This is a genomic window from Sulfitobacter sp. M05, assembly GCF_029285175.1.
Taxonomy (GTDB): Bacteria; Pseudomonadota; Alphaproteobacteria; order Rhodobacterales; family Rhodobacteraceae; genus Sulfitobacter.
In genome coordinates this window covers 906307-931314 of the sequence record NZ_JABEDH010000002.1, presented here as the reverse complement: position 1 = coordinate 931314, position 25008 = coordinate 906307, and the positions used below count along the sequence as shown (strand labels likewise).

Here is a 25008-nt window from a genome sequence, read left to right as displayed (position 1 = left end):
ATATAACGGAGAAATAAGATGGGTTATCGCGTCGCCGTCGTGGGCGCCACTGGCAATGTGGGCCGCGAAATGCTGAACATCCTGGCTGAACGCCAGTTCCCTGTGGACGAGATCGTGGCCTTGGCCAGCCGTCGTTCATTGGGCACGGAAGTAAGCTTTGGCGAAAAGACGTTGACGTGCAAAGACCTGGATACGTTTGATTTTACGGGTTGGGACATGGCGCTGTTCGCGGTCGGGTCCGACGCGACCAAGAAATATGCGCCCGGTGCCGCCAAGGCCGGTTGTGTGGTGATCGACAACTCGTCGCTCTACCGCTACGACGCCGATGTGCCCTTGATTGTGCCCGAGGTGAACCCGCAGGCCGTGCATGACTATGCCAAAAAGAACATCATCGCGAATCCGAACTGCTCCACGGCGCAGATGGTTGTGGCCTTGAAGCCCTTGCATGACCGCGCGACGATCAAACGTGTGGTGGTCAGCACCTATCAATCCGTGTCCGGTTCCGGCAAGGAAGGTGCGGATGAACTCTGGGATCAGACCAAATCGATCTATAACCCGACATCGGACGTGCCGCCGAACAAGTTCACCAAGCAGATCGCGTTCAACGTGATTCCGCACATTGATGTGTTCATGGAAGACGGCTCAACCAAAGAAGAATGGAAGATGGTCGCCGAAACGAAAAAGATCGTCGACAAGGACATCAAGGTCACCGCGACCTGTGTGCGTGTTCCGGTCTTCGTGGGTCACTCCGAAGCGATCAACATCGAGTTCGAGGATCATCTGGACGAGGACGAGGCCCGCGACATCCTGCGCGAAGCCCCCGGCATCATGGTCATCGATAAGCGCGAAGACGGCGGCTATGTCACGCCCGTTGAATGTGTCGGTGATTTTGCGACCTTCATCAGCCGCATTCGGCAGGACAGCACCATCGACAACGGTCTGAACCTGTGGTGCGTATCTGACAACCTGCGCAAAGGCGCAGCATTGAACGCGGTTCAAATCGCCGAATTGCTGGGCCGTGAGGTTCTGAAAAAGGGCTGATATCCGCTCAAAATACGTATTGGGGAAAGGGGGCCGTTTGGTCCCCTTTTCTTTTTCTTATCAAGGTGCAGACTGGCCCTGAAAACTATGGGAATTGATTTATGCGTATCCTCTTTGCCTGCCTGACCCTGCTGCCAACCGCCGCAATGGCGGACGTCTTTACCGTTCAATCCGGCCCAAAGTCGGTAACGGTGTTCCCCTATTTGGCAACGGTTCAGCGTGAGGCTACGCTTGCCCTACCTCAAGGCGCGCATCAGATTGTCTTGCCTGATCTGCCTCACACAATGGATCGCGAATATTTGCGAGTCTCGGTGGCAGGAGCGACCCTTGGCACAACGCAATTGCGCAAAGATGCCGTCCCGCCGCAACCAAACACAGACAGCGCCAAGATCGTTGCAGCCAAGGATCGGATAAAAGCCGCCGAAGCCGCATTGCGTGACTTGGACGACCAGATCGAAGCGGCCTCCCTCGCCGGCAAGGCCGCACAGGCGCGGATCGGATTTCTTGGGGATTTAGGCCGCAACGAAGGATTGCCCGCTGATGTCAGCACTTTGCAGGCGCTTGGCCAGATGATCAGCGACGAAAGCCTGCAAGCAGAGCAGGACGCAATGAGCGCGCGGCAGGCCGTGCGGGGGCTAGAACTGGGGCGGGCGGATCTGGAAACCGCACTTAGCGATGCCCGGGCTGCATTGGCTGCGTTGACTCCGCCCCCGAAAAAACACGCGCAACTGACCCTTAATGTCATGGCCCCCGCGGCAGGTGAGGTGACAATTGCACTGGATTACCTGGTTCAGGCGGCTTGGGTCCCGACGTATGATATTCATCTGGATGGCAAAGACGCACCGCAACTGTCCGTCAAACGGGGGGCCGTCGTCTCTCAACACAGTGGCGAAAACTGGCAAGGGGTGGCCTTGACCCTGTCCACGCTTGTGCCATCAGGCCAAACGCAACCCTCGCAAGTTTATGCAAGACAGCTGACGCTGGCAGACAAAGAGCCGCCGCGCGCCAAGCTTTCCCGCCAATTGGCCGATAGCGTCGAAAGCTATGGTGCCGGCGCGGTAATCGAAGCGCCGGTTGTGATGGAAGAGGCGGCTGCGGCCACCTTCGACGGGCCGGGGGTTACCTACATCGTCCCGTCGCCAGTAGATATTGCAAGCGGCGTGGACGACACGCGCGTTGCGTTTGATACGCTTACCTTCCCGGCCCGCCGCTTTGCCCGTGCGGTGCCGCGCTTGGACCAGACTGCATTTTTGATGGCAGAATTCACCAACACAACCATGGAACCCCTGTTGCCGACCCAAGAAGCGGCGCTGTTTCTGGACAATACGTTGATCGGGCAAATGAACCTTGAACTGATCCCGGCAGGGGATAAGGCCGAGCTGCCCTTTGGCCCAATAGAAGACCTGCGCCTGAGCTACAAAGTGCTGGACCAGACCGAAGGTGATCGTGGGATCATCAGCAGATCCAATGCAAAGACAGACCACACGCGGATGGATATCCAGAACATCGGCAACGAAGATTGGCAAGTCGAGGTGCGGGCGGCTGTGCCCTATACCGCGCAGGAGGACTTGCAAATCGACTGGTCTGCCAACCCGACGCCTGATCAAATCAACATTGATGACCGGCGCGGTATTCTGCAGTGGGATATGAACATCGCCGCAGGGGTCACTACTTCGATCTCGATTAAGGAAGACCTGCGCTGGCCAGAGGATAAGGTTCTGCGCTGATCAGAACCGTTCGGCGCGCAGCACATCACAATCGCTCACGCTGACGATGCCGATATGGCGCTCTACCACGGCAAAGGCAGCATCCAGCAAATCATCCACCCGTTCGGGGCGGATGATGCACACGACCTGCACCATGCCTGATGCGCGGCTGACCTGACCGGATCTGCTCCATGGGCCGGATCGCCCCGAGCCCCCCAACACCGGCAGCACCGTATATCCGGTCACACCCGCCTTGGTCAGCGCATCCGTCAGCCGTGACTGCATGACCGCTTCAATGGTGATCTCTACCCGCTTGGCACGATGGGTTTGCATGGCTCAGCCTCCGGAAACGGCTTGGGACACCGCCACATAAAGCGGGATACCAAGGGTTAGGTTAAACGGAAATGTCACGCCCAGTGACAAGGTCAGGTACAGGGACGGGTTGGCCTCTGGCAGGGCAACGCGCATGGCAGCGGGCACCGCGATATAAGACGCCGAGGCGGACAGCACCATCATCAAGGCAATGCCGCCACTCGACAGGCCCAACGCAACCGCAAAACCCAGACCAATCACCGATCCGATCAGCGGCATCAGCACGCCAAAGGCCAGAACCGCAGGGCGCAATATCTTGCCCCCCTCGCGCAGGCCACGCCCCGCAACCAGCCCCATGTCCAGCAGAAACAGGCACAAAACACCTTTGAACGGCGACACGATAAAGCTGGAGATTTCCGCCAGCCCGTCTTCGCCTGTGGCCCAACCGATAAAGAACGACCCCACCAACAATACGATTGATCCGTTCAACATGATCTCGCGCAGCAGGGCATTGTCCATGCCCTTTGATCCGTCGCCGCCACCTTTGGCGACCAACCAAAGCGCCGACAGGATGGCGGGGGCCTCCATCGCAGCGGCAACCGCAACCATGAAGCCCTCATAGGCCACGCCACGGCTGTCCAGAACCGAGGTCGCCGCCACAAAAGTCACTATCGAAATCGACCCGTAATGCGCCGCAACCGCTGCTGCATCCAAACGGTTCATCTGGGTCATCAACCGCAACAGAGCAAAGGCAATCAGCGGCAACAGGGCTGACAGAACCACCCCGGCCAGCAGCGCCAGACCCAAAGTTGCGTCAATGCCATGGGCCGCCACACTGACGCCGCCCTTGAAACCGATCGCAAACAGCAAATAGATCGACAACCCCTTGGCCACCGCTTCGGGGATACTCAGATCAGACCGCGCCAGTGACGCCGCGACCCCCAGCACAAAGCACAGGATAATCGGCGAAATCAGGTTCTGTCCCGCCAGAGAAAGCAATTGGTCCATGAATAAAGGCCCTAAACAGCGTGGAACTTTCCTGTTTCGGGATTGTAATGTTCCAACCCGCCCTCACCGATATCGGTCCACAGCCCATGCAGGCTTAGGGTGCCCTCTTCCACCTTTGACGCAATCCAAGGAAAGGTCATCAGGTTTTCCAAAGAGGTAACCACCGCCTCTTTCTCAAATGCACGGGTTTGCTCTTCGGCGTCTTTCATATCCGCAACCACCTCAAAGCGGGGGCGCAGAATGTCCATCCAACGGCCAACAAAACTGTCTTTGGCTTCCAGCTCGGGCGCATGGCCCTTACACATGTCGATACAGCCCTTGATGCCGCCACAGTTGGAATGGCCCAGAATCATCAGATTGCTGACCTTCAACACCCGCACCGCATATTCCACCGCTGCGGAAGTACCGTGGTGATCACCATCCGGTTCGTAAGGCGGCACAAGATTCGCAATATTGCGGTGGATAAAGAACTCGCCCTGATCCGCGCCAAAAATCGACGTCACATGCACACGGCTGTCACAACATGAAATCACCATTGCGCGCGGGTGCTGCCCATCACTGGCAAGCCGTCGATACCAAGTCTTGTTGTCAGAGTATCCGGTCGCTTTCCAACCGTGATAGCGTTGCACCAGATAGTTAGGTAACGGTTTAACCCGATCCAGCATTCACATCATCCTTGTGTTCGTTCGCAACTGGTTATCCCAAACTTTCGAAGAATTCGAGAGAAAAGACAGCGCGGCCTCAACCATTTCATCATCACTTGAGTGCAAAACCACCCAAGCCGTGGGGGCTGGAATAAGGGTGAGTAAACATGCAGGTTCTGCAAATTAAACCAACGGAAAACGTCAGCGTTGATCAGGATCGGCTGGGCGCGCTCTACTCCCAGCTGGGTGCCGTCAGTGCCGAAGACGTCGTGTGTCGCGCACTTGAGGAACTGGCCTTGCGGATGTCGCATTGCGAAAAACTGTACCGGGCGGGGCAATGGGACGAGCTGCGCAAGAACACGCGTTCGCTGATTGCCATCGCTGACCAAATCGGAATGCGGGCCCTCAGCCATGTTGCAAGTGATGTCACCGATAGTATCGACCAAGGCAACGGTGTTGCCGTCGCGGCCACCCTGTCCCGTCTGATGCGGGTCGGGGACAGATCGCTTTCGGCGGTCTGGGACATTCAGGATATCACCATCTAGCGATTTGGCCATCGTGCCCTGCCCCATTGCAGGGGCCGCAAAAAGGCGTAGGTTGACCGGGTCTGATTTCATACACAGGTCCAATATGTCCCTATCCTTTGCTGCCCCCGTCGAGGCGTCCATTCCTTTGCATATCCTCGCCGAGGACCAAGTGAAAAACTGGCTGGCAACACAACCGGATGCAACAGGCAATACGCTTGCCGCTCAAGGGTTTACCGGAGGGTTAGGTCAGGCCGCCAGCATCGCGGGGCCTGATGGGCTGCCGGCTTTGGCAGTGGCTGGATATGGCACCGCAGCCGCACGCCGGCGCGGCAGGTTTCACATTGCCGCCGCCGCCGCGAAACTGCCAAAAGGCACCTACCATATCATCAGTGATCTGAACCACGACACCCTATCTGCCGAGGCCTTGGGCTGGCTGCTGGCGGGCTACCGGTTTGATCGCTACCGCACACAGCCGCCGTTGCTGGCGCAGCTGGTTGCACCGCAGGGCATCGACACCTCTCACATCGAGGCACAGGCCAATGGCGAAGCCCTGACCCGCACCCTGATCAACACACCTGCCAACGACATGGGGCCACCCGATCTGGAACAGGCCGCCCGTGATCTGGCAGCGCAACATGGGGCCGACATCGCCGTCATCACCGGTGACGACCTGCTGACACAAAATTTTCCGCTGATCCACACGGTGGGGCGCGCCGCCGATCGTGCGCCACGGCTGATCGACATGCGCTGGGGCACTGCCGGCCCCAAACTGACGCTGGTGGGCAAGGGCGTCTGTTTCGACACCGGCGGTCTGAACCTGAAACCCGGGGCCTCTATGGGTTTGATGAAAAAGGACATGGGCGGTGCCGCCGCCGTTCTGGGGCTGGCCCATATGGTCATGGCAACAGGCCTCGCGGTGCAGCTGCGTGTCCTGATCCCTGCGGTGGAAAACTCTGTTGCGGGCAATGCCTTCCGTCCCGGCGACATCCTGACCTCGCGCAAGGGCCTTACGGTGGAAATCAACAACACCGATGCCGAAGGGCGACTGGTGCTGGCCGATGCGCTGGCCCTCGCGGAAGAAGACTCCCCCGATCAGATCATCTCGATGGCCACGCTCACCGGTGCCGCCCGTGTGGCCGTCGGCCCCGACCTTGCCCCCTATTTCAGTGACGATGCGGCCTTTGTCTCCTGCCTTGAAGCCGCTGCATCGCAGACATGTGATCCCATCTGGCGTATGCCGTTCCACGAACCTTACGAAACCATGATCGAACCGGGCATTGCCGATCTGGACAATGCACCAAAAGGTGGCTTTGCCGGTTGCATCACCGCGGCCCTGTTCCTGCGCCGTTTCGTCAGCACCAGCCCCTATGCGCATTTTGACATCTACGGCTGGCAACCCGCCGATGCCCCCGCCCGCCCCAAAGGCGGCACCGGACAGGCCACGCGGGCGCTGTTTGCGGCCCTGCCCGCATTCCTGAAACCATGAGCGACCCGCGCCTGACTGCCGATCCCTCTGTTGTTTCCATGGATCAGCCGACACAAATCACGCGGCCCGTGGTGGATCTCTGCCGCACGCCTTCCGGCCCCCGCGACCGCCAGCTGCTGTTTGGCGATGGCCTGCGCCTTCTCAACACCACCACCGGCTGGTCCTATGTCCAATCTGCAAAGGACGGCTATTGCGGGTATATCACAGCGGACAGCCATGGGCGCGCCACGGCCCCAACCCATCGGGTCAACACCCCCTCAACCCATGCCTACACCCGCGCCGATTTCAAATCCCCTGATCGGATGCGTCTCAGCCACGCGGCCCATGTCACTGTTACCGGCCATGACGGCAAATTCGCAGAAACCACTGCCGGCTTTATTCCCACGCAACACCTGACACCGATAGATCAATACCAGAACGATCCGGCCACAATCGCCACCCTCTACCTTGGCACACCCTATCTTTGGGGCGGAAACAGCCGCGATGGCATCGACTGCTCCGGTCTTGTTCAGGCCGCGTTGCTGGCCTGCGCCATCCCCTGTCCTGGCGACAGCGATATGCAGATGGCACTGGGACAGGATGCCACTGCACCCTACCGGCGCAACGACTTGCTGTTCTGGAAAGGTCATGTGGCCATGGTGACAGACAAAACAAACCTGATCCACGCCAACGCCAGCGCGATGGCCGTCACCTGTGAACCCATCACAGCCGCAATTTCCCGCATCGCAGCACAGGGCGACGGCCCCATCACGGCACATCGCAGGCTCACTGGCACTTTCTAGAATACCCTCTTTTCCCTCTTTTTGGCCTTAAATACTGTCCGCACCCTCGGCCGGGCGGCGTCCTTGGCGTTTTCGCGCCCGCCCCAATAGAGGCCAGACACTTCAATCCAAATCCACCGCACGGATCAGCTTGCGCTCCAACACCCGCAACACAGCACGCAGCTCACCGCCGCGTTTCAAGACCTGACCACCGGCCCCGATCACCGCATAGAGCCCTTGCTTATTGCGCAGCTTGGGTCGCTTCTCGATCCGGTATAGTGGCACCTCGGCAGTGCGGCGAAACACAGAGAACACAGCCACATCGCGCTGATGTGAAATACCGTAGTCGCGCCATTCACCCGCCGCCACCATACGCCCATAAAGCGACAGGATCACCGACAGCTCAGTGCGGTGAAAAGCCACCTGTTCAAGCGGGCGTTCAAACGGCGTGGCATTCGGCGGCAGATGCATGGTCATAGGACCACATTTGCGCCCTTTGCCAAACAGATCAAGAGTGGCAACCAATCAAATTTGTTGAAAGCGTTACAGGAAAATGCAAGGGTCCGCATTTATGAAACATGAAAGCTGTTCCAAATGACTCCCGAAGGCCGCGCAGCCAAATGTGCCGAACTGATGTTTGCCGCTGATTCCGCCTCGCGCGGATTGGGCATGACAATCCAATCCGTCGGTCCGGGCCATGCGGTCTTGGCGATGAAAATACGCCCTGACATGTTGAATGGGCACGGAATTTGCCACGGCGGATTTATCTTTGCACTGGCCGACAGCGCCTTTGCCTTCGCCTGCAACAGCTACAACCGGCTGGTGGTCGCCCAGCAAAACCAGATCACCTATGTCGCCCCCGGCGCGGTTGATGAAACCCTTACCGCCACCGCAAGCGAGACCTCACGCAGCGGACGCTCCGGCGTCTACGATGTCACGGTCTGCGGCGGAGATGGCCGAACCGTCGCCCTGTTTCGCGGCCTGTCCCGCACAATCTCCGGCCAGCATTTCGACGAAGAAGGAACCCCCGAATGAAAGACCTGACACCCGCCCGCGACACGCTGGATGCCATCGAAACAGCCAGCCGTGATGAGATTGCCGCCCTGCAACTCAAGCGGATGAAATGGTCTTTGCGCCACGCCTATGACAACGTGCCCTTTTACAAGAAGAGCTTTGACGATGCCGGGGTGCATCCTGACGACCTGCATGATCTGTCCGATCTGGCGAAATTCCCCTTCACCGTAAAAACCGATCTGCGAGACAACTATCCGTTCAAGATGTTTGCCGTGCCGCGCGAACAGATCGCACGCATCCACGCCTCTTCCGGCACCACCGGCCAGCCGACGGTTGTCGGCTATACTCAGGCTGATCTTGAAAACTGGGGCTCCGTTGTGGCGCGTTCCCTGCGGGCTGCCGGCCTGAAACCCGGCGACATGCTGCACAACGCTTATGGCTATGGGTTGTTTACCGGCGGGATGGGTATCCATCTGGGTGCCGATGCGCTTGGACTGTCGACCTATCCCATCTCTGGCGGCATGACCCCGCGCCAGGTCCGGTTGATCGACGATTTCAAACCCAAGGGCATCACGGTTACGCCCTCCTACTCCCTGTCTATTCTGGACGAGTTCGCAGCTCAGGGGCTGGACCCGCGCGACTGTTCGCTTGAGGTCGGGGTTTTCGGGGCGGAACCCTGGACCAATGCCATGCGGCAGGAAATTGAACAGGCATTCGACATGCATGCGGTTGACATCTATGGGCTGTCAGAGGTGATGGGACCGGGTGTTTCGATGGAATGTGTCGAAACCAAAGACGGGCTGCATATTTGGGAAGACCACTTTTACCCCGAAATCATCAACCCCGAAACCGGGCAACCCGTGGCCGAGGGCGAGCAGGGCGAACTGGTGTTCACATCTCTGACCAAAGAGGCCTTTCCGATCATCCGCTACCGCACCCGCGACCTGACGCGCCTGCTGCCCGGTACGGCCCGCGCGATGCGGCGTATGGAAAAGGTCACCGGGCGCAGCGACGACATGATCATCCTGCGCGGCGTCAATGTCTTTCCCACCCAGATCGAAGAGGCCCTGATGGCGACCACCGGCCTTGCCCCGCATTTCCAGATTGAATTGTCGCGCCCTGACCGTATGGATCAAATGCGTGTGTTGTGCGAATGCGTCGACGCCAGCGTGACCGATGAAATGCGGCAAACCGCGGCCAAAGCCATGTCCGCGCATATCAAACAATCCGTTGGCATCAGTGTCAAAATCGAAGTGGCGGATGTGGGCGGCGTCGCACGATCAGAGGGCAAAGCCGTGCGGATCATCGACAACCGCCCGAAAGGTTAACCGCAATCAATCGCAATGATTGTATCGGTGTCATCCAGTTTGATGTTTAACCGTGCGGGATTGAAATCCTTTGTCACAGGATCACCCAGACGATAGGTGCGTTTGGGGTCCGGCAAGGACAGGTCAACCACGGCGTCCTGTCCCACAAGGCCTTGATACGCCGCTGCATTACAGGTGTCGGGACCGCTGGTCGGTTGCGTCGGGTTGACGGGTTTCGACATCGGGGCCGCGCTGCACCCTGCGACCAATACAAGTGCCAGCATCGGGCCGGCATAGGTGGTTTTCATCATCTGTTCTTTCCTTCTATCAGGTCCCGTATCGGGCCATAAACATATCGACGGCACCATCAACCACACGGTTGATCTCCTCCTCGGTCACCGTTTTGCTGACACCAAAAATCAGGCGGGGCCAGATATCAACCTTGCACAATTCGCCAAACTGGTCAGCCGCAAGTTCATAGTCGTCGATCTTCAATCCGCCGCGGGCTTCGGCCTCTCTAAAATAATCTGCCATTTCCCGACGCATCTCGGCAGGCCCCGAGTTGTAAAAGGCTTGCCCAATTTCGGGAAATCGCTCGGTTTCTGCAACGCAAATGCGAAATATCTGCACCCCGAAGGTGGAGGTAATAAAGCGCAGGAAATGCTGTGCGTTTTTCGCCAGAACGTCGCGCGGGTCCGCGTCCATGTCGATGTTGTCCAGCGCCTCTTGCCCCAATCGGACGCATTCGGCGTTCGCCACTTCCATGAACAACAGCCGCTTGTCAGGGAAGTAACGATAAAGCGTTGCCTTTGATACCGCCGCAACCCGTGCGATCTCGTCCACACTGGCCCCTTCAAAGCCGTCGGCCATGAACACGGCCCGCGCCCCTTCAAGGACCTGATTAAACTTGCGGCCCTTGCGGACCTTAGGAGCGGTAGGAGGCATATCATCTCCGGATAAAGGAACGCCTAGAGTATAAACCGTTTCGTTCAGTTCCAAGCCTTAATGCCGTACGTGCCCTTGTGATAGGGAAATAAAGTTTTTAGAATGATTCTAATTTATAAGGATTCCCAGATGCGTTTTGCCTTTAGCAGAAAACGGTTCAAAGACCTGAACGAACAGGAAATGCTCGCCCTCGCCATTTCGTCCGAAGAAGATGACGCCCGAATCTATCGCGGTTATGCCGAAACCCTGCGGGACGAATTTCCCAGCACTGCGGCGGTCTTTGACGGTATGGCAGCAGAAGAAGACGCACACCGCCAACGGCTGATCGACCTGCACCAACACCGCTTTGGCTCGGTCATCCCGTTGCTCCGGCGCGAACATGTGTCGGGGTATTATGCCCGCCGTCCGGTCTGGTTGATTGAAAACCTTGGGCTGGAACGCATCCGCACCGAAGCCGCCGCGATGGAACGCGACGCAGAGCGGTTCTATCTGGCTGCCGCCGCGCGCACCAAAGACGCGCCAACCCGCAAGCTTTTGGGCGATCTGGCCGCCGCCGAGGCCGGGCACCAGAACACCGCCACAGAACTCTCCGCCCGCCATCTGGACCCGGCAAGCCTTGATGCCGAGAACGATCAGGAACGGCGGCAGTTCCTACTGACCTGGGTTCAACCGGGGCTGGCCGGCTTGATGGACGGCTCTGTCTCTACCCTTGCGCCGATCTTTGCCACCGCCTTTGCCACACAGGACACATGGACAACCTTCCTTGTCGGCCTGGCCGCCTCCGTGGGGGCCGGCATCTCGATGGGCTTTACCGAAGCGGCCTCTGACGATGGGTCCCTGTCGGGGCGTGGTTCGCCTTGGAAACGTGGCTTTGCCTCCGGCATCATGACCACCCTGGGCGGTTTGGGCCATGCGCTGCCCTATCTGATTCCGGACTTCTGGACCGCAACAACCGTGGCCTTCATCGTTGTGTTCGTCGAACTCTGGGCCATCGCGTGGATTCAGAACAAATACATGGATACCCCGTTTTTTCGCGCCGCCTTGCAGGTTGTTCTGGGGGGTGCCCTTGTTTTTGCCACGGGGGTGCTGATCGGCTCAGGATAAGCCAGCAGGCCGGTTTTCACTAGTGATCCGCTCGCCTCCGCGTTATCCCATGGCCATGCTCGCGATCTTTCTGAAAACACTGCCATTCTTTGCCCTGATCGGGTTGGGGTTCTGGGCTGGCCGCACCCGGTTCTTCAGCGCCGAGGCAACGGCCTACCTGACGAAATTCGTTTTCTACTTTGCCCTCTCCGCCATGCTGTTCCGGTTTTCCGCAAACCTGTCCCTGACCGAGCTTTGGGATACCCGTCTGTTTGCCGCCTATCTCTGGGGCACCGCGTTCGTTTATGGCATTGCCACCCTTGTCGGCTTTCTGCGCGGGCTGGACATCCCCACCACCGCAATCGAGGCGCAATGCGCCGTCATCGGCAACACCGGCTTTCTGGGCGTGCCGATGCTGACGTTGCTGCTGGGACCAGAGGCGATCGGCCCGGTCCTTCTCGCCTTGGCTATTGATCTGATTGTGTTTTCCAGCTTGATCGTGATCCTGATCACCGGCGCACGGGGCGGACAAATCAGCTTGCCTATGCTACGCAACATCGGCGTGGGTCTGTTCAAGAACCCGATGATTGTGGCCATATCTGCCGGCTTCCTGTGGTCCGGCCTGCATCTCCCCATCCCCGATCCGATGAATGATTTCCTGGCACTTCTTGGCGGCGCAGCCACCCCCGGCGCGCTGTTTGCCATCGGTGCGTCGCTGGCCTTGACCGCCCCCGATAATATGGCCGTTGCCGGTTGGCTGACCTTTTGCAAACTGGTCCTGCACCCGCTGTTTGTCGCTTTTGCGGCCCTGTTTCTGTTTGGCGTTGACCCATTCAAGGCCGGCGTGATCATTGCCGTGGCGGCCCTTCCCGTTGCCGGCAATGTCTATATGCTGGCGCAGCACTACGGTGTCGCGCCGGTTCGGGTTTCAACCGCGATTCTTGTCTCGACCGCCCTCAGTATTCTCACCGTCAGCCTTGTTATCGGCTGGATCACCACCGCCTGACCCCCTACTTCACAAAGGACCACCCGATGAAAACCATTTCCGAAAATGCCAGCTTTGGCGGCACTCAGGGAGTCTACTCCCACAGTTCTGCCGTCTGTAATTGCGAAATGACATTCGGTCTGTTCCTGCCCGCCGAAGCCCGTGACGGCCCTGTGCCGGTATTGTGGTATCTGTCCGGCCTGACCTGCACCCATGAAAACTCCATGACCAAAGCCGGGGCACAGGCCTGGGCGGCAGAGCATGGCATCGCGGTGGTCTTCCCCGATACCTCGCCGCGCGGCGACGATGTGCCCGATGACGAGGCTTATGATCTGGGCAAAGGCGCGGGGTTCTATGTGAACGCAACACAGGATCCCTGGAAACCGAATTTCCAGATGTGGGATTATATTGCCGAAGAACTGCCCGCCCTGCTGGGCGAGAACTTTGCGCTGGATATGGAACGCCAAGGCATCACCGGCCATTCGATGGGCGGGCATGGTGCCCTAACCCTTGCCATGAATCTGCCCGGACGGTTTCTGTCGGTTTCCGCCTTTGCCCCCATCGCCCACCCGACAGGCAGCGACTGGGGCCGCAAACAACTTTCCGCTTACCTTGGCGATGATCAATCCGCATGGGCCAAACATGACTCCAGCTTGCTGATGGCTGATGTCGGGTTTGACGGGCCGGTCCTGATTGATCAGGGTGCCGCTGACCAATTCCTTGACCTGTTGAAACCCGAGGCATTGGCCGCCGCCCTCGCCGCCAAACGCCAGCCCGGCACCTTCCGTATGCAACCGGGATATGACCACAGCTATTTCTTTGTTTCCACCTTCATGGAAGATCATATCGCCTTCCACGCCGAAGCACTCTACGAGGGCTGATCCATGACCGCGCTCTACATCGACGCCGATGCCTGTCCGGTCAAAGCCGAAGCAGAGCGTGTCGCAACCCGCCACAAGATTCGCATGTTTGTGGTGTCAAACGGCGGGCTGCGCCCCTCGCAAAATCCCTTTGTGGAAACCGTGATCGTGCCGGATGGCCCTGACGTCGCTGACATGTGGATCGCTGAGCGCTGTGGCACTGGCGATGTGGTGGTGACCGGCGACATCCCACTGGCGGCAAAATGCGTCGAAGCAGGGGCCAAAGTTTTGAAACACAACGGCGAGGCGCTGACAGCGGCAAATATCGGCAATGTGCTGGCAACCCGCGACCTGATGACGGATCTGCGCGCCGCCGACCCGTTTCGCCAAGGCGGCGGCAAAAGTTTCACCAAGGCGGACCGGTCACGGTTTCTCGATGCCCTAGAACGTGAATTGCGCGCAGCAGCCCGATTGTAATTGTTTTCTCTCAAAGAAAACGGTCGGAAGCTTTTAAAGTTTACGCACCCGAACGGAGATGACCAGATGAAACCCCAAGCCGTGGTATTCGACATTGGCAATGTCCTGATCGAGTGGCATCCAGAACGGTTTTTCGACAGCGTGATTGGCCCGGACCGTCGCCGCGCTATGTTTGCCGCCGTCGACCTCCATGCCATGAACGACCGTGTCGATATCGGCGAAACCTTTCGCGAGGTGATTGTTGCAACCGCACAGGCCACCCCCGACTGGCAAGATGAAATCATGCTGTGGCATGACCGCTGGCTTGATATGGCTTCGCCTGCGATTGACCATTCCGTGCGTCTGATGGCGGCACTTCAGGCGCGTGGCGTGCCGGTATTTTCCCTGACCAACTTTGGCATTCAAACCTATGATCTGGCAGCGACACGCTATCCCTTCCTGCGCCAGTTCGACCGCGATTTCATTTCCGGACATCTGGGCATGATCAAACCAGACGCTGGCATTTATGCCGCGCTTGAAACAACCAGCGGCCTTTCGGGAGCAGCCCTGCTGTTCACCGATGACCGCCCCGAAAATATCGCCGCTGCGGCCAAGCGCGGCTGGCAAACCCATCACTTTACAGACCCGCAGGGCTGGGCCGACAGATTGGTCGCGGCGGGCCTGCTCAGCAAGGACGATGCACAATGAACATTCCGATAATCCCCTTTGACGCAGGCGAGGCTTTGCTGGACTGGATCGGCCTGACCGATGCCCTTGCGACGGGCCACACCCTGCCAAAAGCCGAAATCGGCGATACGTTTCTGTACCGTGGCAAGGACACCCTGCTCAGCCGCGCCGCATGGATCGACGGGCTTGGCATGGCGGTCAAAACCGCCACGGTCTTTCCCGACAATCCCGCCAAAGGGGCCCCAATGGTGAACGGCGGGTTGAACCTTTATGCCGACAACGACGGCACGCTTGAGGCCATCGTCGACTTCCATCTTGTGACCAAATGGAAAACCGCCGGCGACAGCCTGTTGGCCGCCCGCCGCCTTGCCCGTCCCGACAGCCGCACCATTCTGATCGTGGGTGCCGGCAATCAGGGCCGCGCCCTACATGCCGCCTATTCCGCGGCCTTTCCGCAGGCGGAGTTTACCCTGTGGAACCGCAGCCGTGCCAATGCTGACAAAATGGCTGGCGAACTGCCCAACATCACCGTGATTGATGATCTGGAAACCTCCGTCACACAGGCCGACATCATCACCAGCGCCACAATGTCCACCGACCCCCTGATAAAAGGCGCATGGCTGCGCCCCGGCCAGCATGTTGACCTGATCGGTGCCTATCGCCCCGACATGCGCGAAGTGGATGACGCCGCGCTGTTGCGCGCCCGCGTCTTTGTCGACAGTTTCGACACCACCATCGGCCATATCGGCGAAATCAACATCCCGCTGGAATCCGGTGCAATTACACGGGATCACCTGATTGCCGATTACTATACGCCGGACGCGTTCCACCGCCAAAACGCCGATGAAATCACCCTGTTCAAGAACGGCGGCGGGGCGCATCTGGATTTGATGACATCGCGCTACATTCTGGAGCGCTGGAACGCGCAGGGATGACTCAGGCCGTGCGCAGCCCCTCAAGGCGGCGTTCACGCACCGGTAAATGCACCACCGCGCTGAACGCCCCGATGCCGACACCAATCCACCAGACCGCCGTGTAACTGCCAAAAGCGTCATACATCCGCCCGCCCAGCCAGACGCCCAGAAAGCTGCCCATCTGGTGGCTGAAAAAGATGATGCCATAAAGCGTGCCCATATAACGCAGCCCGTAAATATGCGCGATCAACCCAGAGGTCAGCGGCACCGTCGCCAGCCAAAGCGACCCCATCGCGACAGAGAACAGGATTACCGTCACCGGTGTCATCGGCAACAGAATGAACAGCCCCGCAACAACCGTGCGTGCCGCATATATCCCTGCCAGCAGGTACTTTTTTGAATACCGCTTGCCGGCCCACCCCGCCGCCAGCGTGCCCGCGATATTCGCCAGCCCGATCAGGGATATCGCAACCGCGCCAAGGGCCGATGTGGTGGTGATGCCAATGTTATGCAGCACCCCACCAGCAAGGATAGGGCCACACATCTCGGTCACAAATGCCGGAAAATGTGCGGTGATAAACGCCAGCTGATAACCACAGGAAAAGAACCCCAGGAAGATCAACGTATAAGACGGATCCTTGAAGGCTTTGGTCAGGATCTGGCCAAGGCTTTCTTCCAGTTCGGCCTTGCTGGCCATTGCCGGTGCCCGCATCAGCGGCAAGGTCAGGATCAGTGACAAGACCACCGCCGCGAAAACAAGAAAGGTGCTTTGCCATGACAAGAATGTCAGCAGCCATTCGGCAACCGGTGCCCCGAACACCTGCCCTGCGCTGCCCGCTGCCGTCACAATCGCCAAGGTCATGGATCGGTTTTCATCGCTCGCTGCGCGGCCCACCACCGCCAGAATGACACCAAACCCTGTGCCCGCAATGCCAAAACCCACCAGCCACGCATAGGCCTGATGTTCGATCGGCGTGGTTGAATTGGCCGACAGCACCAGCCCCACAGCATAGACAACCGCCCCGATGACAATCGCCCGCTTGTCCCCGATCTTTTCCGCCATCGCCCCGAAAATCGGCTGGCCAATCCCCCAAGCCAAATTCTGTATCGCAATCGCCAGCGAAAACTCGGCCCGCAGCCAGTTGAACTCTTGGGCAATCGGAATTTGGAACACACCAAAAGAGGCACGTACCGCAAAGCTGACCATGATGATGATGCAGCTGACAATCAGAACGGGGGTAAACATTGGGGTGCGCTGCGGCATGATCATTTCCTTGGGCTGGTCGCGCCACGTTAGACAAATGCCGACTGCGGTCAAATCAACCCTTGTGATGTGGGGATCACCCGTCGTGATCAGAACCGCTTTCCAAGCTGTTCGGATTTGCGCTATGGGAAACAGATGACCAGCTTGCGCGAAACTTATGACAGCATGATTGCCACCGGCACGCTTCACGCCGATCCGGCACAAGAGGCGGTCCTGCCCGAGTTCGACCGCATCCGCGACGCCCTGCTTGCCCCCGCCAAAAAGGGGCTGTTTCGCAAGGCCCCCGAGCCGCCAATGGGCCTGTACCTCTGGGGCGGTGTCGGGCGTGGGAAATCCATGTTGATGGATATGTTTGTGGATCATCTGGACGGTATCCCAGCCCGGCGGGTGCATTTCCACGCCTTCATGCAGGAAATTCACAGCGCCATGCATGAGGTACGCAAAACCGGTGTAGATGATGCAATTGCCCCCGTTGCCGCAGATGTGGCGGCCTCGGTACGCCTGCTGGCCTTTGACGAAATGCAAATCACCGACATCACCGATGCGATGATTGTGGGTCGCCTGTTTCAGGCCCTGTTTGCCGCCGGTGTTGTGGTCGTGACCACCTCAAACCGCTTGCCGGATGACCTCTATAAGCACGGGCTGAACCGTGATCTTTTCGTGCCTTTCATCGAGCTTATCAAAGACAAGATGGTCGTGCATGAGCTGGCCAGCCCAAAGGACTATCGACAGGACCGATTGGCCGGCACACAGGTTTATTTTTCCCCCGTGGATGCGACCGCGCGCGCCGCAATGGATGCTGTTTGGGATGATCTGGCCGGCGGCACAGGTGCGCCGCTGGTTTTGCGGGTCAAAGGGCGTGACGTGAAAATCACCCAGTATCACAATGGCATGGGCCGTGCGCGGTTCCATGATCTGTGCGGCACCGCACTTGGTCCTGCGGACTATCTGGCGCTGGCCGACGCAGTGCGGGTTCTGCTGCTGGATGACATCCCCACCTTGGGGCGCAGCAATTTTAACGAGGCCAAACGGTTCGTAACGCTGATTGATGCGCTCTATGAGGCCAAAGTGCGGCTGATCTGTTCTGCCGCCGCGCAGCCGGAAATGCTGTACCTTGAAGGCGAAGGCACCTTTGAATTTGAACGCACGGCATCACGCCTGCGCGAGATGCAGGCCGAAGGCTGGGGCGGCTAAAGTGTCCGGCCGTTAACCTGAAGCATTTCGTATCCCCGATGTCCCGAAAACGCGCAGCGTGGCAGGGTATTGGGGATTCATGTTTAAGGTCGGGCGCAATAGGTTCAGTTGCCGGTCAGGGACAGACTGTCGCGTGTGACAAAATCCTGCGGATGATAGGGCGCATCGCCCATATACAACGTCCAGATGCCGCCAACGATAATCGCCAGACCGAACATCACGAAAACGATTTGCGAAAAACCGCGTCGATCTGCCGGTTTCGGCCTGTCGGTCACATCCCATTGTTCCCGGGTACGTCTATCCTGTTGATTCATCTTGCTCACCCCCATGAACGATCAGCTGTCACACCGCAGCGGTGCGCCTGATTTGCAAGAATCCTAGTCACTCTTCAGGGGTTTGTGAAAACAAACTGCGTAAAATTATCCGTTCTGACGCAAAACTGCACCAGCCAGATACAGTGAGCCGCAGATCAGCACCCGTGCCTCCGGCTCTGATGACACAATGTCACGCAATGCCGCCTCGACATTTTCCGCTTCAGATGCCGTCATGCCCACGTCGCCGGCGGCTGTGGCGGTTTCCTGCGCTGAAAGGGTTGCCGCTTCACCGGGGATCGACACCGCACGCAGGCTTTGCACATGGGGCGCAAGCGGGCGCATATAGCCGGTCACGTCCTTGGTGTTCAGCATACCGCAAATCAGATGGGTCGGGCGCGCCGCACCCTGTGCCAAAACCGCCGCCAGCGCGTGCCCCGCGGCGGCGTTATGCCCGCCGTCCAGCCACAGCTCTGCCTTGTCCGCGATCTCGACCAGAGCGCCGGTTTTCAGCCGCTGCATCCGCGCCGGCCAATAGGCTTGGGTCACCGCAGCCTCGCAAGCGGCCTCGTCTACGCCAAAATGGCGCAATGCGGCTAGTGCGGCACCGGCATTCTGCACCTGATGCGCGCCCAGCAGATTGGGCAGCGGCAGGTCCAGCAACCCCTGTTCATCCTGATATACCATACGCCCGGCCTCGATGCCCACATGCCACTGTTGGCCATAGGCCAGCAACGGCGCACCATTGCGCGCGGCGACGGCTTCGATCACCTCAAGCCCGGCATCTTCTTGCGGGCCCACCACACAGGGCACCCCACGTTTGATGATGCCCGCCTTTTCGCCGGCAATCTCGGCCAGTGTTTCGCCAAGATATTGCTGATGGTCCAGCGACACCGGCGTGATCACACTCAGCGCAACCTTATCCGTGACATTGGTCGCATCCAACCGCCCGCCCAGCCCGACTTCAAGCAGGGTGAAATCAGCTGGGGTGCGGGCAAAAGCCAATAGCGCCGCAGCCGTGGTGATCTCGAAATAGGTGATCATCTTGTCGTCATTCGCAACATAGCATTCATCAAGGAATGCCGTCAGCGCATCCTCGCTGATCAAATCTCCGGCCAGTCTGATCCGCTCATGGAACCGCGCCAAATGCGGCGAAGTATAGGCGTGAACGGTTTTCCCCGCCGCCTCAAGCCCCGCGCGGATCATCGCCTGGGTCGATCCCTTGCCGTTGGTCCCGGCCAGATGAATAACCGGCGGCAGACTCTCTTGCGGGTTGCCCAAGGCCTCAAGCAGGCGAAACATCCGATCCAAGGTCAAATCCATCACCTTGGGGTGCAAAGCCATCATCCGCTCAAGGATGACATCCGATGATTTTGTGGTCATTTCGCTGTTGTGCTTTCCGCAGGTTCGACATCCGACAACGCATGATCCAGCTCGCCGCCTTCCTGCGGGGCCGGCAAATCGCCTCGCACTGCCGGCGGCAGACCCAGCAACATACGGGTGATGTTGATCAATTCGTCACGCAATTCGGTGCGCGGTGTTACACGGTCCAGCATCCCGTGATCCAGCAGGTATTCGGCCCGCTGAAACCCTTCGGGCAGTTTTTCACGAATGGTCTGTTCGATCACCCGCGGACCGGCAAAACAAATCAATGCGTTGGGTTCGGCAATATGCACATCCCCCAACATCGCATAACTTGCCGTGACACCGCCGGTCGTCGGGTGCGTCAGCACGACGATATAGGGCAGGTTCGCCTCTTTCAGCATCTGCACCGCAACCGTGGTGCGCGGCATCTGCATCAATGACAGGATGCCTTCCTGCATACGGGCCCCGCCAGCGGCAGAGAACAGGATCAACGGACGGTTCAGTTTTACCGCCTCTTGCGCCGCAGCAATAATGGCATTGCCCACATACATCCCCATGGATCCCGCCATAAACGAGAAATCCTGACAGGCGGCCACAATCGGGGTACGGCCCATATCTCCGGTTGCAACCAGCATCGCCTCGGTTTCACCAGTGGATTTCTGTGCCGCCTTCAGGCGGTCGGGATATTTCTTCTGATCACGAAACTGCAACGGATCGGGCGTCGGGGCCGGCACATCAACCTCAACAAAAACGCCGCCGTCAAACAGCGAGGTGAACCGCTCGCGCGCGGCAATCGGCATGTGATGGCCGCAGTTGGTACAAACGTTCAGGTTCTCGGACACCTCGCGGTGAAACAGCATGGTGCCGCATTCATCACATTTGGTCCACAGGTTGTCCGGCGTTTCCCGGCGCGAAAAAATCGAATTGATCCGTGGACGGACGTAGTTGTTGATCCAGTTCATGCGACTGTCCCTGATACCTTGGTTTGCACTCAGATAAGCGTGCCGCGACGAAATTGCAATCAGCGCCTGATGGCCACCCGCGCCGCCAGCCACAGGACGAACATCATGGCAAAATCTACCGGCAGCCATTGCCGCAGCGCCGCGGTATCCTCCATCCCGAAGGGCGTCAGAAACAAGGCCAGCCCCGCCAATTCATCCGGCAGCGAGACAATCATCATCGCCGACACATTATTCAAAAGATGCACTGCAATGGCCGGCCCCAACGATCCCGCCCGCGCAGTCAGGTCGGCCATCAGCATACCGAACACACCAGCCCAGACCGCGATCATCAACGCATTTTCGCCTGCCAGATCCGGCAGGTAATGCCCCAGCGCGAACAGGACCGACGGCAGCACCATCCAGATTAACGGAGACCGGAACCGCACCGCCAGCTGTTGCTGGACATAACCGCGAAAAACAATCTCTTCGGCGCTGACCTGTATCAGCACAAAAACCAGGGACGGCAGCAAAATAACCAACCACCGGGCAAAGGGCAGGTTTTGCACAAAGGCACCGCCCATGTCCCAAGGCGGTAACACGATGACCACCGCGAGGACCGCCAGAACCGCCAGTGACACCAATCGAAAATCACGCCTTAACAGCGGCAGGGGCCCCAACAGGGTCTGGAAAGACCGGTTTTGCAACAGGCGCGCACTGACCCCGACACCCGCCGCCATAAAGACAAAACTGAACAACAGCACATACATCCCCGCAGGGGTCGCACCGGTTCGGACATCGCTCAGAAATTGCGGGCTATTACCAGCAAGGCCCAGCACCGTCTGAAAGAAAATCTGGTTCAGCGATACATAGACAAAGAAGGCCAGAGCCAAACCCAGCACAAACCGCCACAGCGCAGGATGGCGGCGGGCGGGCGCAATAAATCCGTCATGCAGGTGGTACGCAGACATCACGCACCCTCAGGCGGCAGTGCCGGCGGCGGCGGGCGCACATCCCGTGGAATATCCATATTCGACGCAATCAAAATCTCGGCAGCCCCGCTTAGATATCCCGCCACGGTGCGCAGCAAGCTCAACAGAACAACCCTGTCGCTTTCCACAACCGCGCGAAACTGCTCTGCACCGATCCGCAAAAACCTGACCTCACCAACCGCAACCAGATCCAGCTGGCGCGGCTCGTCCAGAATGATCGACAGATCCCCAATCAAGCGCCCCGGCGTTACGTCCGATACATGGCGCATGTTGCCGCTTTCATCGATATTGCCCAATTCTGCCAGTCCCGAAAGACACAGATACGCTGCATCCGCCCGCTCGCCAGCCGAGAATATCCGTTGACCGGGTTCGGCAGTGTACCACTGCGCGGCAAAGGCCAGCAGGCGCTGGTTGCGCCGGTCCAGCGAGGCAAACAGATCGTTGCGCGAAATGATCCGCAGCTTGCGGCGCAGATCGTCCGAGGCAGATTCTTCCAGCTCCGGCTGTTCGGTTGTTTCAACGCCATCCACCTGCCCGTTATTAATTTCGACATGCATGTCGAAATCTTCCGGCGCGGCAAATGTATCGTTGATGTAAATCTGCGTGGTCTGGGGCAACAATGTGCTAAGCCGGTCCCGAATGTTTGCCTGTGCTTCGGCATCGTTGCCCACCAGCAATTGGTTCAGCACCAGCACATCCGGGCGTTTGATCACAGCCCGGCCAAAAGCGGCACGCTGCTGGAACGCCGCCGGCAAATTTGCGCCGCCAATCGTGGTCGGCACGTCAAACAAGGTCTGTGACACCCGCCGCTTCAAATCATGTTTTGCCAAAACATCAGACACCACATCGCGCACCAGATCGGCCTGTAATCCGGCCACCGCAGAGAACCGGCCATAGATCAGGTTTTCCAAAATTGTCATCCGTGGCAGATAGTTATCCGGCGTGACCGGCACGAACATATCCTCGACCTGCGCCCGCAACTGAGGGCCTTTATGCTTGCGAATGCGCAAAATCTCGCGTTTGAAGTTTTCAGGAAAGGCCGGGCCGATCTGCTCTGCGGTGAAGGCAAAGGGCACGGTCAGCAACAGCGAGAATTCCTCAGCTGAAAGCGCTTGATCCCCCTTGTCGCGGCGGCGTTGCGCGATATCCACCAGCTGTTCATACAGTGTTTCTTCGATGCCCAAAGCAACAAACAACGGATGGTCCGTGCCGTCCCGGCCAAAGGTGCGGTGCAACATCTCGACCAGCGTCTGTGAAATCGCGATGGCTTGTTCGGCCAACCCCTGATCAATGATCATGGCAAGAAAGGTCTGTTCCGTCGCAAGCCACGCCTGCGTGATATCATACCGCGGGGCCGCAAATATCAGGTTGCCCCCCAAGGGAACTGCGGGATTGAACTTCTCGGGATCAAAGCGGTGGATCACCTTGTCCAGCCCTTCCTTAACAAGACGGCGGTGAACCTCGTCGCGCAGACCGATAATGCGGCGGGTCAGCTCGGGGTGGTTTTCCGCTTCGATCCGCGCGTCCAGCATCCGTTCGAATATCGTATCCGCCGTGCCCAACGCCTCGGTAATTTCTGACCAGAAGGCCAAAACATCTTCCTGCGTGTCCAGATCGGCAATTTCAGGGTCCAGCCAATTGGCACGGGTACTGTCAGGACTATTGCCAGAGCGCTGCGCCTCAATGGTGGCGCGATCCTTGTGCTTGGGATCCCACAGCACCGTCTTGGGGCTGGTGCGCAATGGCATCAACAGGTTGCTGCCGACATCGCCCTGAAACAGATAGGGCTGCGCCTGCGCATAGCCGACACGCGCCGCGACAACCGCCTGATGCAGCCCGGCCAGATCATAGCCCGCGATGGAAACCTGCCCCCGAGTCGGGTTGACCTCGCGTGTCAGGATTTCAGACAGCATGGTCCGTTCGGTCTGGTTCGAGACCTGCAAGGCAACCTTGCTGCCCGCCGGAATTTTCAACGATATGTCGCGCAGCACCAAATCGCCGCTTTCATTGCGCATCGAAACCTTTGTCAGTTCGATATCACCGCGCAGGTGCGGTATTTCCTCCGGTGCCCCCTCGAATAGGGTCGCATCAATCATATTGGCCGGTGCAAACCGTTCGTTCACCACTTCCCAGCGCAGCGCCATATCCTGTGTCTGGTTATAATAGGCCAACAGCTCCTTCCAGGGATTGCTCAGGTCCTTATAGGCGGCAAGGGCCGCAACCAGAGCCCCGACAGTGATCTCGCCCTTGATTGCCAGATACCCGCCCACCAAATAAAAGAAGAACGGCGTCAACTGAGTGATGAAGTTGTTGAGAAACTTCATAAAGAACTTTTTCTGATAAATCTTGAAACGGATACCAAACAACCGCCCCAACCGGTCAGTGAAGGCCGCCAACCGATACCGCCAACCGCCATTGGTGCGCAAATCAGTGATGCCCGCAGCGGTCTCGCCGATCTCCGAAGCGAACAGGCGCACCTCTTTGATACGCTCCTTGTTCAGCAGGTTGATCTGGCGCTGCAACATCGGAATTAACCACGCCTGCAAAGGAATCAACGCAATACCAGCAAGCCCGAACCAGACCGATTGCAGGAACAGGAACATAACAATGATCAACATCTGGCCGGCCTGAAACACCGGTTGTGCCACCGCATCCCCCATCAGACCGCCCATCGGTTCGGCCTCTGATGTCACCATCGACACCAACTCACCCTGACTGGTGTTCTGAAAATAACTACGCGGAAACCGCATCATCCGACTAATCAACCGGTAGCGGAACCGCCGCAACAACCGTTCCGCCAGAACACCTTTCATGGTGTTCAGCCGCATCTTGAGAACCCCATGCGCCAGCACCGCCGACAGATACCCGAAACATAAAACCATCAGGAACTGGACCTGACTGATTTGCGTCCCAAACACCTCGACCATGCCAAACTCTGCCCCGATGGCATCGTTGATGATCCGCTTGGGCAGTTCCAAAGTGGCGTAGAGGAACGGAAAGGTAAAAAGCGTAAACGCCAGCAGTGTCATCTGTTCGCGGCGCGAATACTTCCAGATAAAGGAGAAAATACTGCGTTCCATAGGCTGTCTTTCACTGGGGTTCTGACGTAACTAGGCCTGCCGCCGCGTCATTACAACTCAATGACTTGGCCTTGCAGCACCGCCGCCACCCGACTATTCCGGTAAAAACGACTTTCAGGGAGCCACGC

General features: G+C 58.5%; 26 protein-coding genes. 14 read left to right on the top strand and 12 right to left on the bottom strand.

Translation table 11 applies throughout. From position 1 onward, the window contains the following. Positions 1-18: 18 nt before the first annotated feature. Together HKX44_RS12675 and HKX44_RS12670 are read left to right on the top strand one after the other, a co-directional pair. The gene (locus tag HKX44_RS12675; protein ID WP_276151690.1) at positions 19-1041 is read left to right on the top strand and encodes an aspartate-semialdehyde dehydrogenase; all 1023 of its coding nucleotides are present in this window, start codon (positions 19-21) and stop codon (positions 1039-1041) included. Positions 1042-1142: 101 nt separating this feature from the next. Further along, on the top strand, positions 1143-2768 hold the full coding sequence (locus HKX44_RS12670) for a mucoidy inhibitor MuiA family protein (RefSeq protein ID WP_276151689.1): 1626 nt from the start codon (positions 1143-1145) through the stop codon (positions 2766-2768). Here HKX44_RS12670 and HKX44_RS12665 read toward each other — a convergent pair whose 3' ends face one another. Genes HKX44_RS12665 through HKX44_RS12655 form a run of 3 tightly spaced genes read right to left on the bottom strand, consistent with a single transcriptional unit; the run spans position 2769 to position 4729 of the window. Next, positions 2769-3080: a transcriptional regulator gene (locus tag HKX44_RS12665; RefSeq protein ID WP_276151688.1), complete on the bottom strand. Its 312-nt coding sequence runs from the start codon at positions 3078-3080 to the stop codon at positions 2769-2771. 3 nt (positions 3081-3083) lie between these two features. Next, positions 3084-4067, bottom strand: a complete 984-nt coding sequence (locus tag HKX44_RS12660) for a sodium-dependent bicarbonate transport family permease (RefSeq protein ID WP_276151687.1) — start codon at positions 4065-4067, stop codon at positions 3084-3086. An 11-nt stretch (positions 4068-4078) separates the two neighbouring features. Then, positions 4079-4729 (bottom strand): carbonic anhydrase, encoded by a 651-nt coding sequence (locus HKX44_RS12655; RefSeq protein WP_276151911.1) that lies wholly within the window; start codon positions 4727-4729, stop codon positions 4079-4081. Positions 4730-4878: 149 nt separating this feature from the next. Between HKX44_RS12655 and HKX44_RS12650 the strand changes: the two genes are divergently transcribed. The 3 genes from HKX44_RS12650 to HKX44_RS12640 all read left to right on the top strand — a co-directional run bounded on the left by HKX44_RS12650 (position 4879) and on the right by HKX44_RS12640 (position 7506). Then, positions 4879-5256 carry a hypothetical protein gene (locus HKX44_RS12650; RefSeq protein WP_276151686.1) on the top strand — a complete coding sequence of 126 codons (378 nt, stop codon included), beginning with the start codon at positions 4879-4881 and terminating at the stop codon, positions 5254-5256. 85 nt (positions 5257-5341) lie between these two features. Beyond that, positions 5342-6724, top strand: coding sequence for a leucyl aminopeptidase family protein (locus HKX44_RS12645; RefSeq protein ID WP_276151685.1), 1383 nt, complete (start codon positions 5342-5344; stop codon positions 6722-6724). Further along, entirely contained in the window at positions 6721-7506 is a 786-nt protein-coding gene (locus tag HKX44_RS12640) for an NlpC/P60 family protein (protein ID WP_276151684.1), read from the top strand. The genes HKX44_RS12645 and HKX44_RS12640 overlap by 4 nt, the downstream gene beginning before the upstream one ends. Before the next feature lie 102 nt (positions 7507-7608). On the opposite strand, the gene HKX44_RS12635 is transcribed toward HKX44_RS12640, so the two are convergent. Further along, a complete protein-coding gene (locus HKX44_RS12635; RefSeq protein WP_276151683.1) occupies positions 7609-7962 on the bottom strand; it encodes a DUF2794 domain-containing protein in 354 nt (117 codons plus the stop codon). Between the two features lie 117 nt (positions 7963-8079). On the opposite strand from HKX44_RS12635, the gene paaI reads away from it, so the two are divergent. Next, on the top strand, positions 8080-8520 hold the full coding sequence (gene paaI, locus HKX44_RS12630; protein ID WP_276151682.1) for a hydroxyphenylacetyl-CoA thioesterase PaaI: 441 nt from the start codon (positions 8080-8082) through the stop codon (positions 8518-8520). After that, positions 8517-9827: a phenylacetate--CoA ligase PaaK gene (gene paaK / locus HKX44_RS12625; RefSeq protein WP_276151681.1), complete on the top strand. Its 1311-nt coding sequence runs from the start codon at positions 8517-8519 to the stop codon at positions 9825-9827. Before paaI ends, paaK begins: the two co-directional genes overlap by 4 nt. On the opposite strand, the gene HKX44_RS12620 is transcribed toward paaK, so the two are convergent. After that, on the bottom strand, positions 9824-10117 hold the full coding sequence (locus HKX44_RS12620; RefSeq protein ID WP_276151680.1) for an I78 family peptidase inhibitor: 294 nt from the start codon (positions 10115-10117) through the stop codon (positions 9824-9826). The two genes, paaK and HKX44_RS12620, sit on opposite strands and share 4 nt — an antisense overlap. Before the next feature lie 16 nt (positions 10118-10133). Further along, a complete protein-coding gene (locus HKX44_RS12615) occupies positions 10134-10751 on the bottom strand; it encodes a TetR/AcrR family transcriptional regulator (protein WP_276151679.1) in 618 nt (205 codons plus the stop codon). A gap of 129 nt (positions 10752-10880) precedes the next feature. On the opposite strand from HKX44_RS12615, the gene mbfA reads away from it, so the two are divergent. The 6 genes from mbfA (at position 10881) to HKX44_RS12585 (ending at position 15757) form a co-directional block, all read left to right on the top strand. After that, positions 10881-11855 carry an iron exporter MbfA gene (gene mbfA, locus HKX44_RS12610; RefSeq protein ID WP_276151678.1) on the top strand — a complete coding sequence of 325 codons (975 nt, stop codon included), beginning with the start codon at positions 10881-10883 and terminating at the stop codon, positions 11853-11855. A 55-nt stretch (positions 11856-11910) separates the two neighbouring features. After that, a complete protein-coding gene (locus tag HKX44_RS12605; protein WP_276151910.1) occupies positions 11911-12840 on the top strand; it encodes an AEC family transporter in 930 nt (309 codons plus the stop codon). Positions 12841-12866: 26 nt separating this feature from the next. After that, a complete protein-coding gene (gene fghA, locus HKX44_RS12600; RefSeq protein ID WP_276151677.1) occupies positions 12867-13700 on the top strand; it encodes an S-formylglutathione hydrolase in 834 nt (277 codons plus the stop codon). A 3-nt stretch (positions 13701-13703) separates the two neighbouring features. Further along, positions 13704-14156: a YaiI/YqxD family protein gene (locus tag HKX44_RS12595; RefSeq protein ID WP_276151676.1), complete on the top strand. Its 453-nt coding sequence runs from the start codon at positions 13704-13706 to the stop codon at positions 14154-14156. 66 nt (positions 14157-14222) lie between these two features. Beyond that, positions 14223-14843, top strand: coding sequence for an HAD family phosphatase (locus HKX44_RS12590; protein WP_276151675.1), 621 nt, complete (start codon positions 14223-14225; stop codon positions 14841-14843). Further along, positions 14840-15757 (top strand): ornithine cyclodeaminase, encoded by a 918-nt coding sequence (locus HKX44_RS12585; RefSeq protein WP_276151674.1) that lies wholly within the window; start codon positions 14840-14842, stop codon positions 15755-15757. Before HKX44_RS12590 ends, HKX44_RS12585 begins: the two co-directional genes overlap by 4 nt. 1 nt (position 15758) lies before the next feature. Here the strand turns inward: HKX44_RS12585 and HKX44_RS12580 are convergent, their stop codons facing one another. Beyond that, positions 15759-17000, bottom strand: coding sequence for an MFS transporter (locus HKX44_RS12580; protein WP_276151673.1), 1242 nt, complete (start codon positions 16998-17000; stop codon positions 15759-15761). A gap of 135 nt (positions 17001-17135) precedes the next feature. Between HKX44_RS12580 and zapE the strand changes: the two genes are divergently transcribed. Continuing rightward, a complete protein-coding gene (gene zapE, locus HKX44_RS12575) occupies positions 17136-18194 on the top strand; it encodes a cell division protein ZapE (RefSeq protein WP_276151672.1) in 1059 nt (352 codons plus the stop codon). A gap of 104 nt (positions 18195-18298) precedes the next feature. Here the strand turns inward: zapE and HKX44_RS12570 are convergent, their stop codons facing one another. The 5 genes from HKX44_RS12570 to HKX44_RS12550 all read right to left on the bottom strand — a co-directional run bounded on the left by HKX44_RS12570 (position 18299) and on the right by HKX44_RS12550 (position 24880). Next, on the bottom strand, positions 18299-18508 hold the full coding sequence (locus HKX44_RS12570; protein WP_276151671.1) for a hypothetical protein: 210 nt from the start codon (positions 18506-18508) through the stop codon (positions 18299-18301). Positions 18509-18613: 105 nt separating this feature from the next. Beyond that, positions 18614-19888: a folylpolyglutamate synthase/dihydrofolate synthase family protein gene (locus HKX44_RS12565; protein ID WP_276151670.1), complete on the bottom strand. Its 1275-nt coding sequence runs from the start codon at positions 19886-19888 to the stop codon at positions 18614-18616. Next, positions 19885-20832 (bottom strand): acetyl-CoA carboxylase, carboxyltransferase subunit beta, encoded by a 948-nt coding sequence (gene accD / locus HKX44_RS12560; RefSeq protein WP_276151669.1) that lies wholly within the window; start codon positions 20830-20832, stop codon positions 19885-19887. Before accD ends, HKX44_RS12565 begins: the two co-directional genes overlap by 4 nt. A gap of 59 nt (positions 20833-20891) precedes the next feature. Then, positions 20892-21779 (bottom strand): CPBP family intramembrane glutamic endopeptidase, encoded by an 888-nt coding sequence (locus HKX44_RS12555; protein ID WP_276151668.1) that lies wholly within the window; start codon positions 21777-21779, stop codon positions 20892-20894. Then, a complete protein-coding gene (locus tag HKX44_RS12550; protein WP_276151667.1) occupies positions 21779-24880 on the bottom strand; it encodes an ABC transporter transmembrane domain-containing protein in 3102 nt (1033 codons plus the stop codon). Before HKX44_RS12550 ends, HKX44_RS12555 begins: the two co-directional genes overlap by 1 nt. Positions 24881-25008 lie beyond the last annotated feature (128 nt).

Coding starts and splice junctions, on each gene's coding strand:
- fghA (WP_276151677.1), top strand. CDS start 12,867: ATGAAAACCATTTCCGAAAATGCCAGCTTTGGCGGCACTCAGGGAGTC.
- HKX44_RS12635 (WP_276151683.1), bottom strand. CDS start 7,962: ATGACCATGCATCTGCCGCCGAATGCCACGCCGTTTGAACGCCCGCTT.
- HKX44_RS12675 (WP_276151690.1), top strand. CDS start 19: ATGGGTTATCGCGTCGCCGTCGTGGGCGCCACTGGCAATGTGGGCCGC.
- HKX44_RS12585 (WP_276151674.1), top strand. CDS start 14,840: ATGAACATTCCGATAATCCCCTTTGACGCAGGCGAGGCTTTGCTGGAC.
- HKX44_RS12590 (WP_276151675.1), top strand. CDS start 14,223: ATGAAACCCCAAGCCGTGGTATTCGACATTGGCAATGTCCTGATCGAG.
- HKX44_RS12670 (WP_276151689.1), top strand. CDS start 1,143: ATGCGTATCCTCTTTGCCTGCCTGACCCTGCTGCCAACCGCCGCAATG.
- mbfA (WP_276151678.1), top strand. CDS start 10,881: ATGCGTTTTGCCTTTAGCAGAAAACGGTTCAAAGACCTGAACGAACAG.
- HKX44_RS12645 (WP_276151685.1), top strand. CDS start 5,342: ATGTCCCTATCCTTTGCTGCCCCCGTCGAGGCGTCCATTCCTTTGCAT.
- HKX44_RS12640 (WP_276151684.1), top strand. CDS start 6,721: ATGAGCGACCCGCGCCTGACTGCCGATCCCTCTGTTGTTTCCATGGAT.
- zapE (WP_276151672.1), top strand. CDS start 17,136: ATGACCAGCTTGCGCGAAACTTATGACAGCATGATTGCCACCGGCACG.
- HKX44_RS12665 (WP_276151688.1), bottom strand. CDS start 3,080: ATGCAAACCCATCGTGCCAAGCGGGTAGAGATCACCATTGAAGCGGTC.
- paaK (WP_276151681.1), top strand. CDS start 8,517: ATGAAAGACCTGACACCCGCCCGCGACACGCTGGATGCCATCGAAACA.
- HKX44_RS12620 (WP_276151680.1), bottom strand. CDS start 10,117: ATGATGAAAACCACCTATGCCGGCCCGATGCTGGCACTTGTATTGGTC.
- HKX44_RS12570 (WP_276151671.1), bottom strand. CDS start 18,508: ATGAATCAACAGGATAGACGTACCCGGGAACAATGGGATGTGACCGAC.
- HKX44_RS12615 (WP_276151679.1), bottom strand. CDS start 10,751: ATGCCTCCTACCGCTCCTAAGGTCCGCAAGGGCCGCAAGTTTAATCAG.
- HKX44_RS12555 (WP_276151668.1), bottom strand. CDS start 21,779: ATGTCTGCGTACCACCTGCATGACGGATTTATTGCGCCCGCCCGCCGC.
- HKX44_RS12650 (WP_276151686.1), top strand. CDS start 4,879: ATGCAGGTTCTGCAAATTAAACCAACGGAAAACGTCAGCGTTGATCAG.
- paaI (WP_276151682.1), top strand. CDS start 8,080: ATGACTCCCGAAGGCCGCGCAGCCAAATGTGCCGAACTGATGTTTGCC.
- HKX44_RS12605 (WP_276151910.1), top strand. CDS start 11,911: ATGCTCGCGATCTTTCTGAAAACACTGCCATTCTTTGCCCTGATCGGG.
- HKX44_RS12550 (WP_276151667.1), bottom strand. CDS start 24,880: ATGGAACGCAGTATTTTCTCCTTTATCTGGAAGTATTCGCGCCGCGAA.
- HKX44_RS12660 (WP_276151687.1), bottom strand. CDS start 4,067: ATGGACCAATTGCTTTCTCTGGCGGGACAGAACCTGATTTCGCCGATT.
- HKX44_RS12565 (WP_276151670.1), bottom strand. CDS start 19,888: ATGACCACAAAATCATCGGATGTCATCCTTGAGCGGATGATGGCTTTG.
- HKX44_RS12595 (WP_276151676.1), top strand. CDS start 13,704: ATGACCGCGCTCTACATCGACGCCGATGCCTGTCCGGTCAAAGCCGAA.
- accD (WP_276151669.1), bottom strand. CDS start 20,832: ATGAACTGGATCAACAACTACGTCCGTCCACGGATCAATTCGATTTTT.
- HKX44_RS12580 (WP_276151673.1), bottom strand. CDS start 17,000: ATGCCGCAGCGCACCCCAATGTTTACCCCCGTTCTGATTGTCAGCTGC.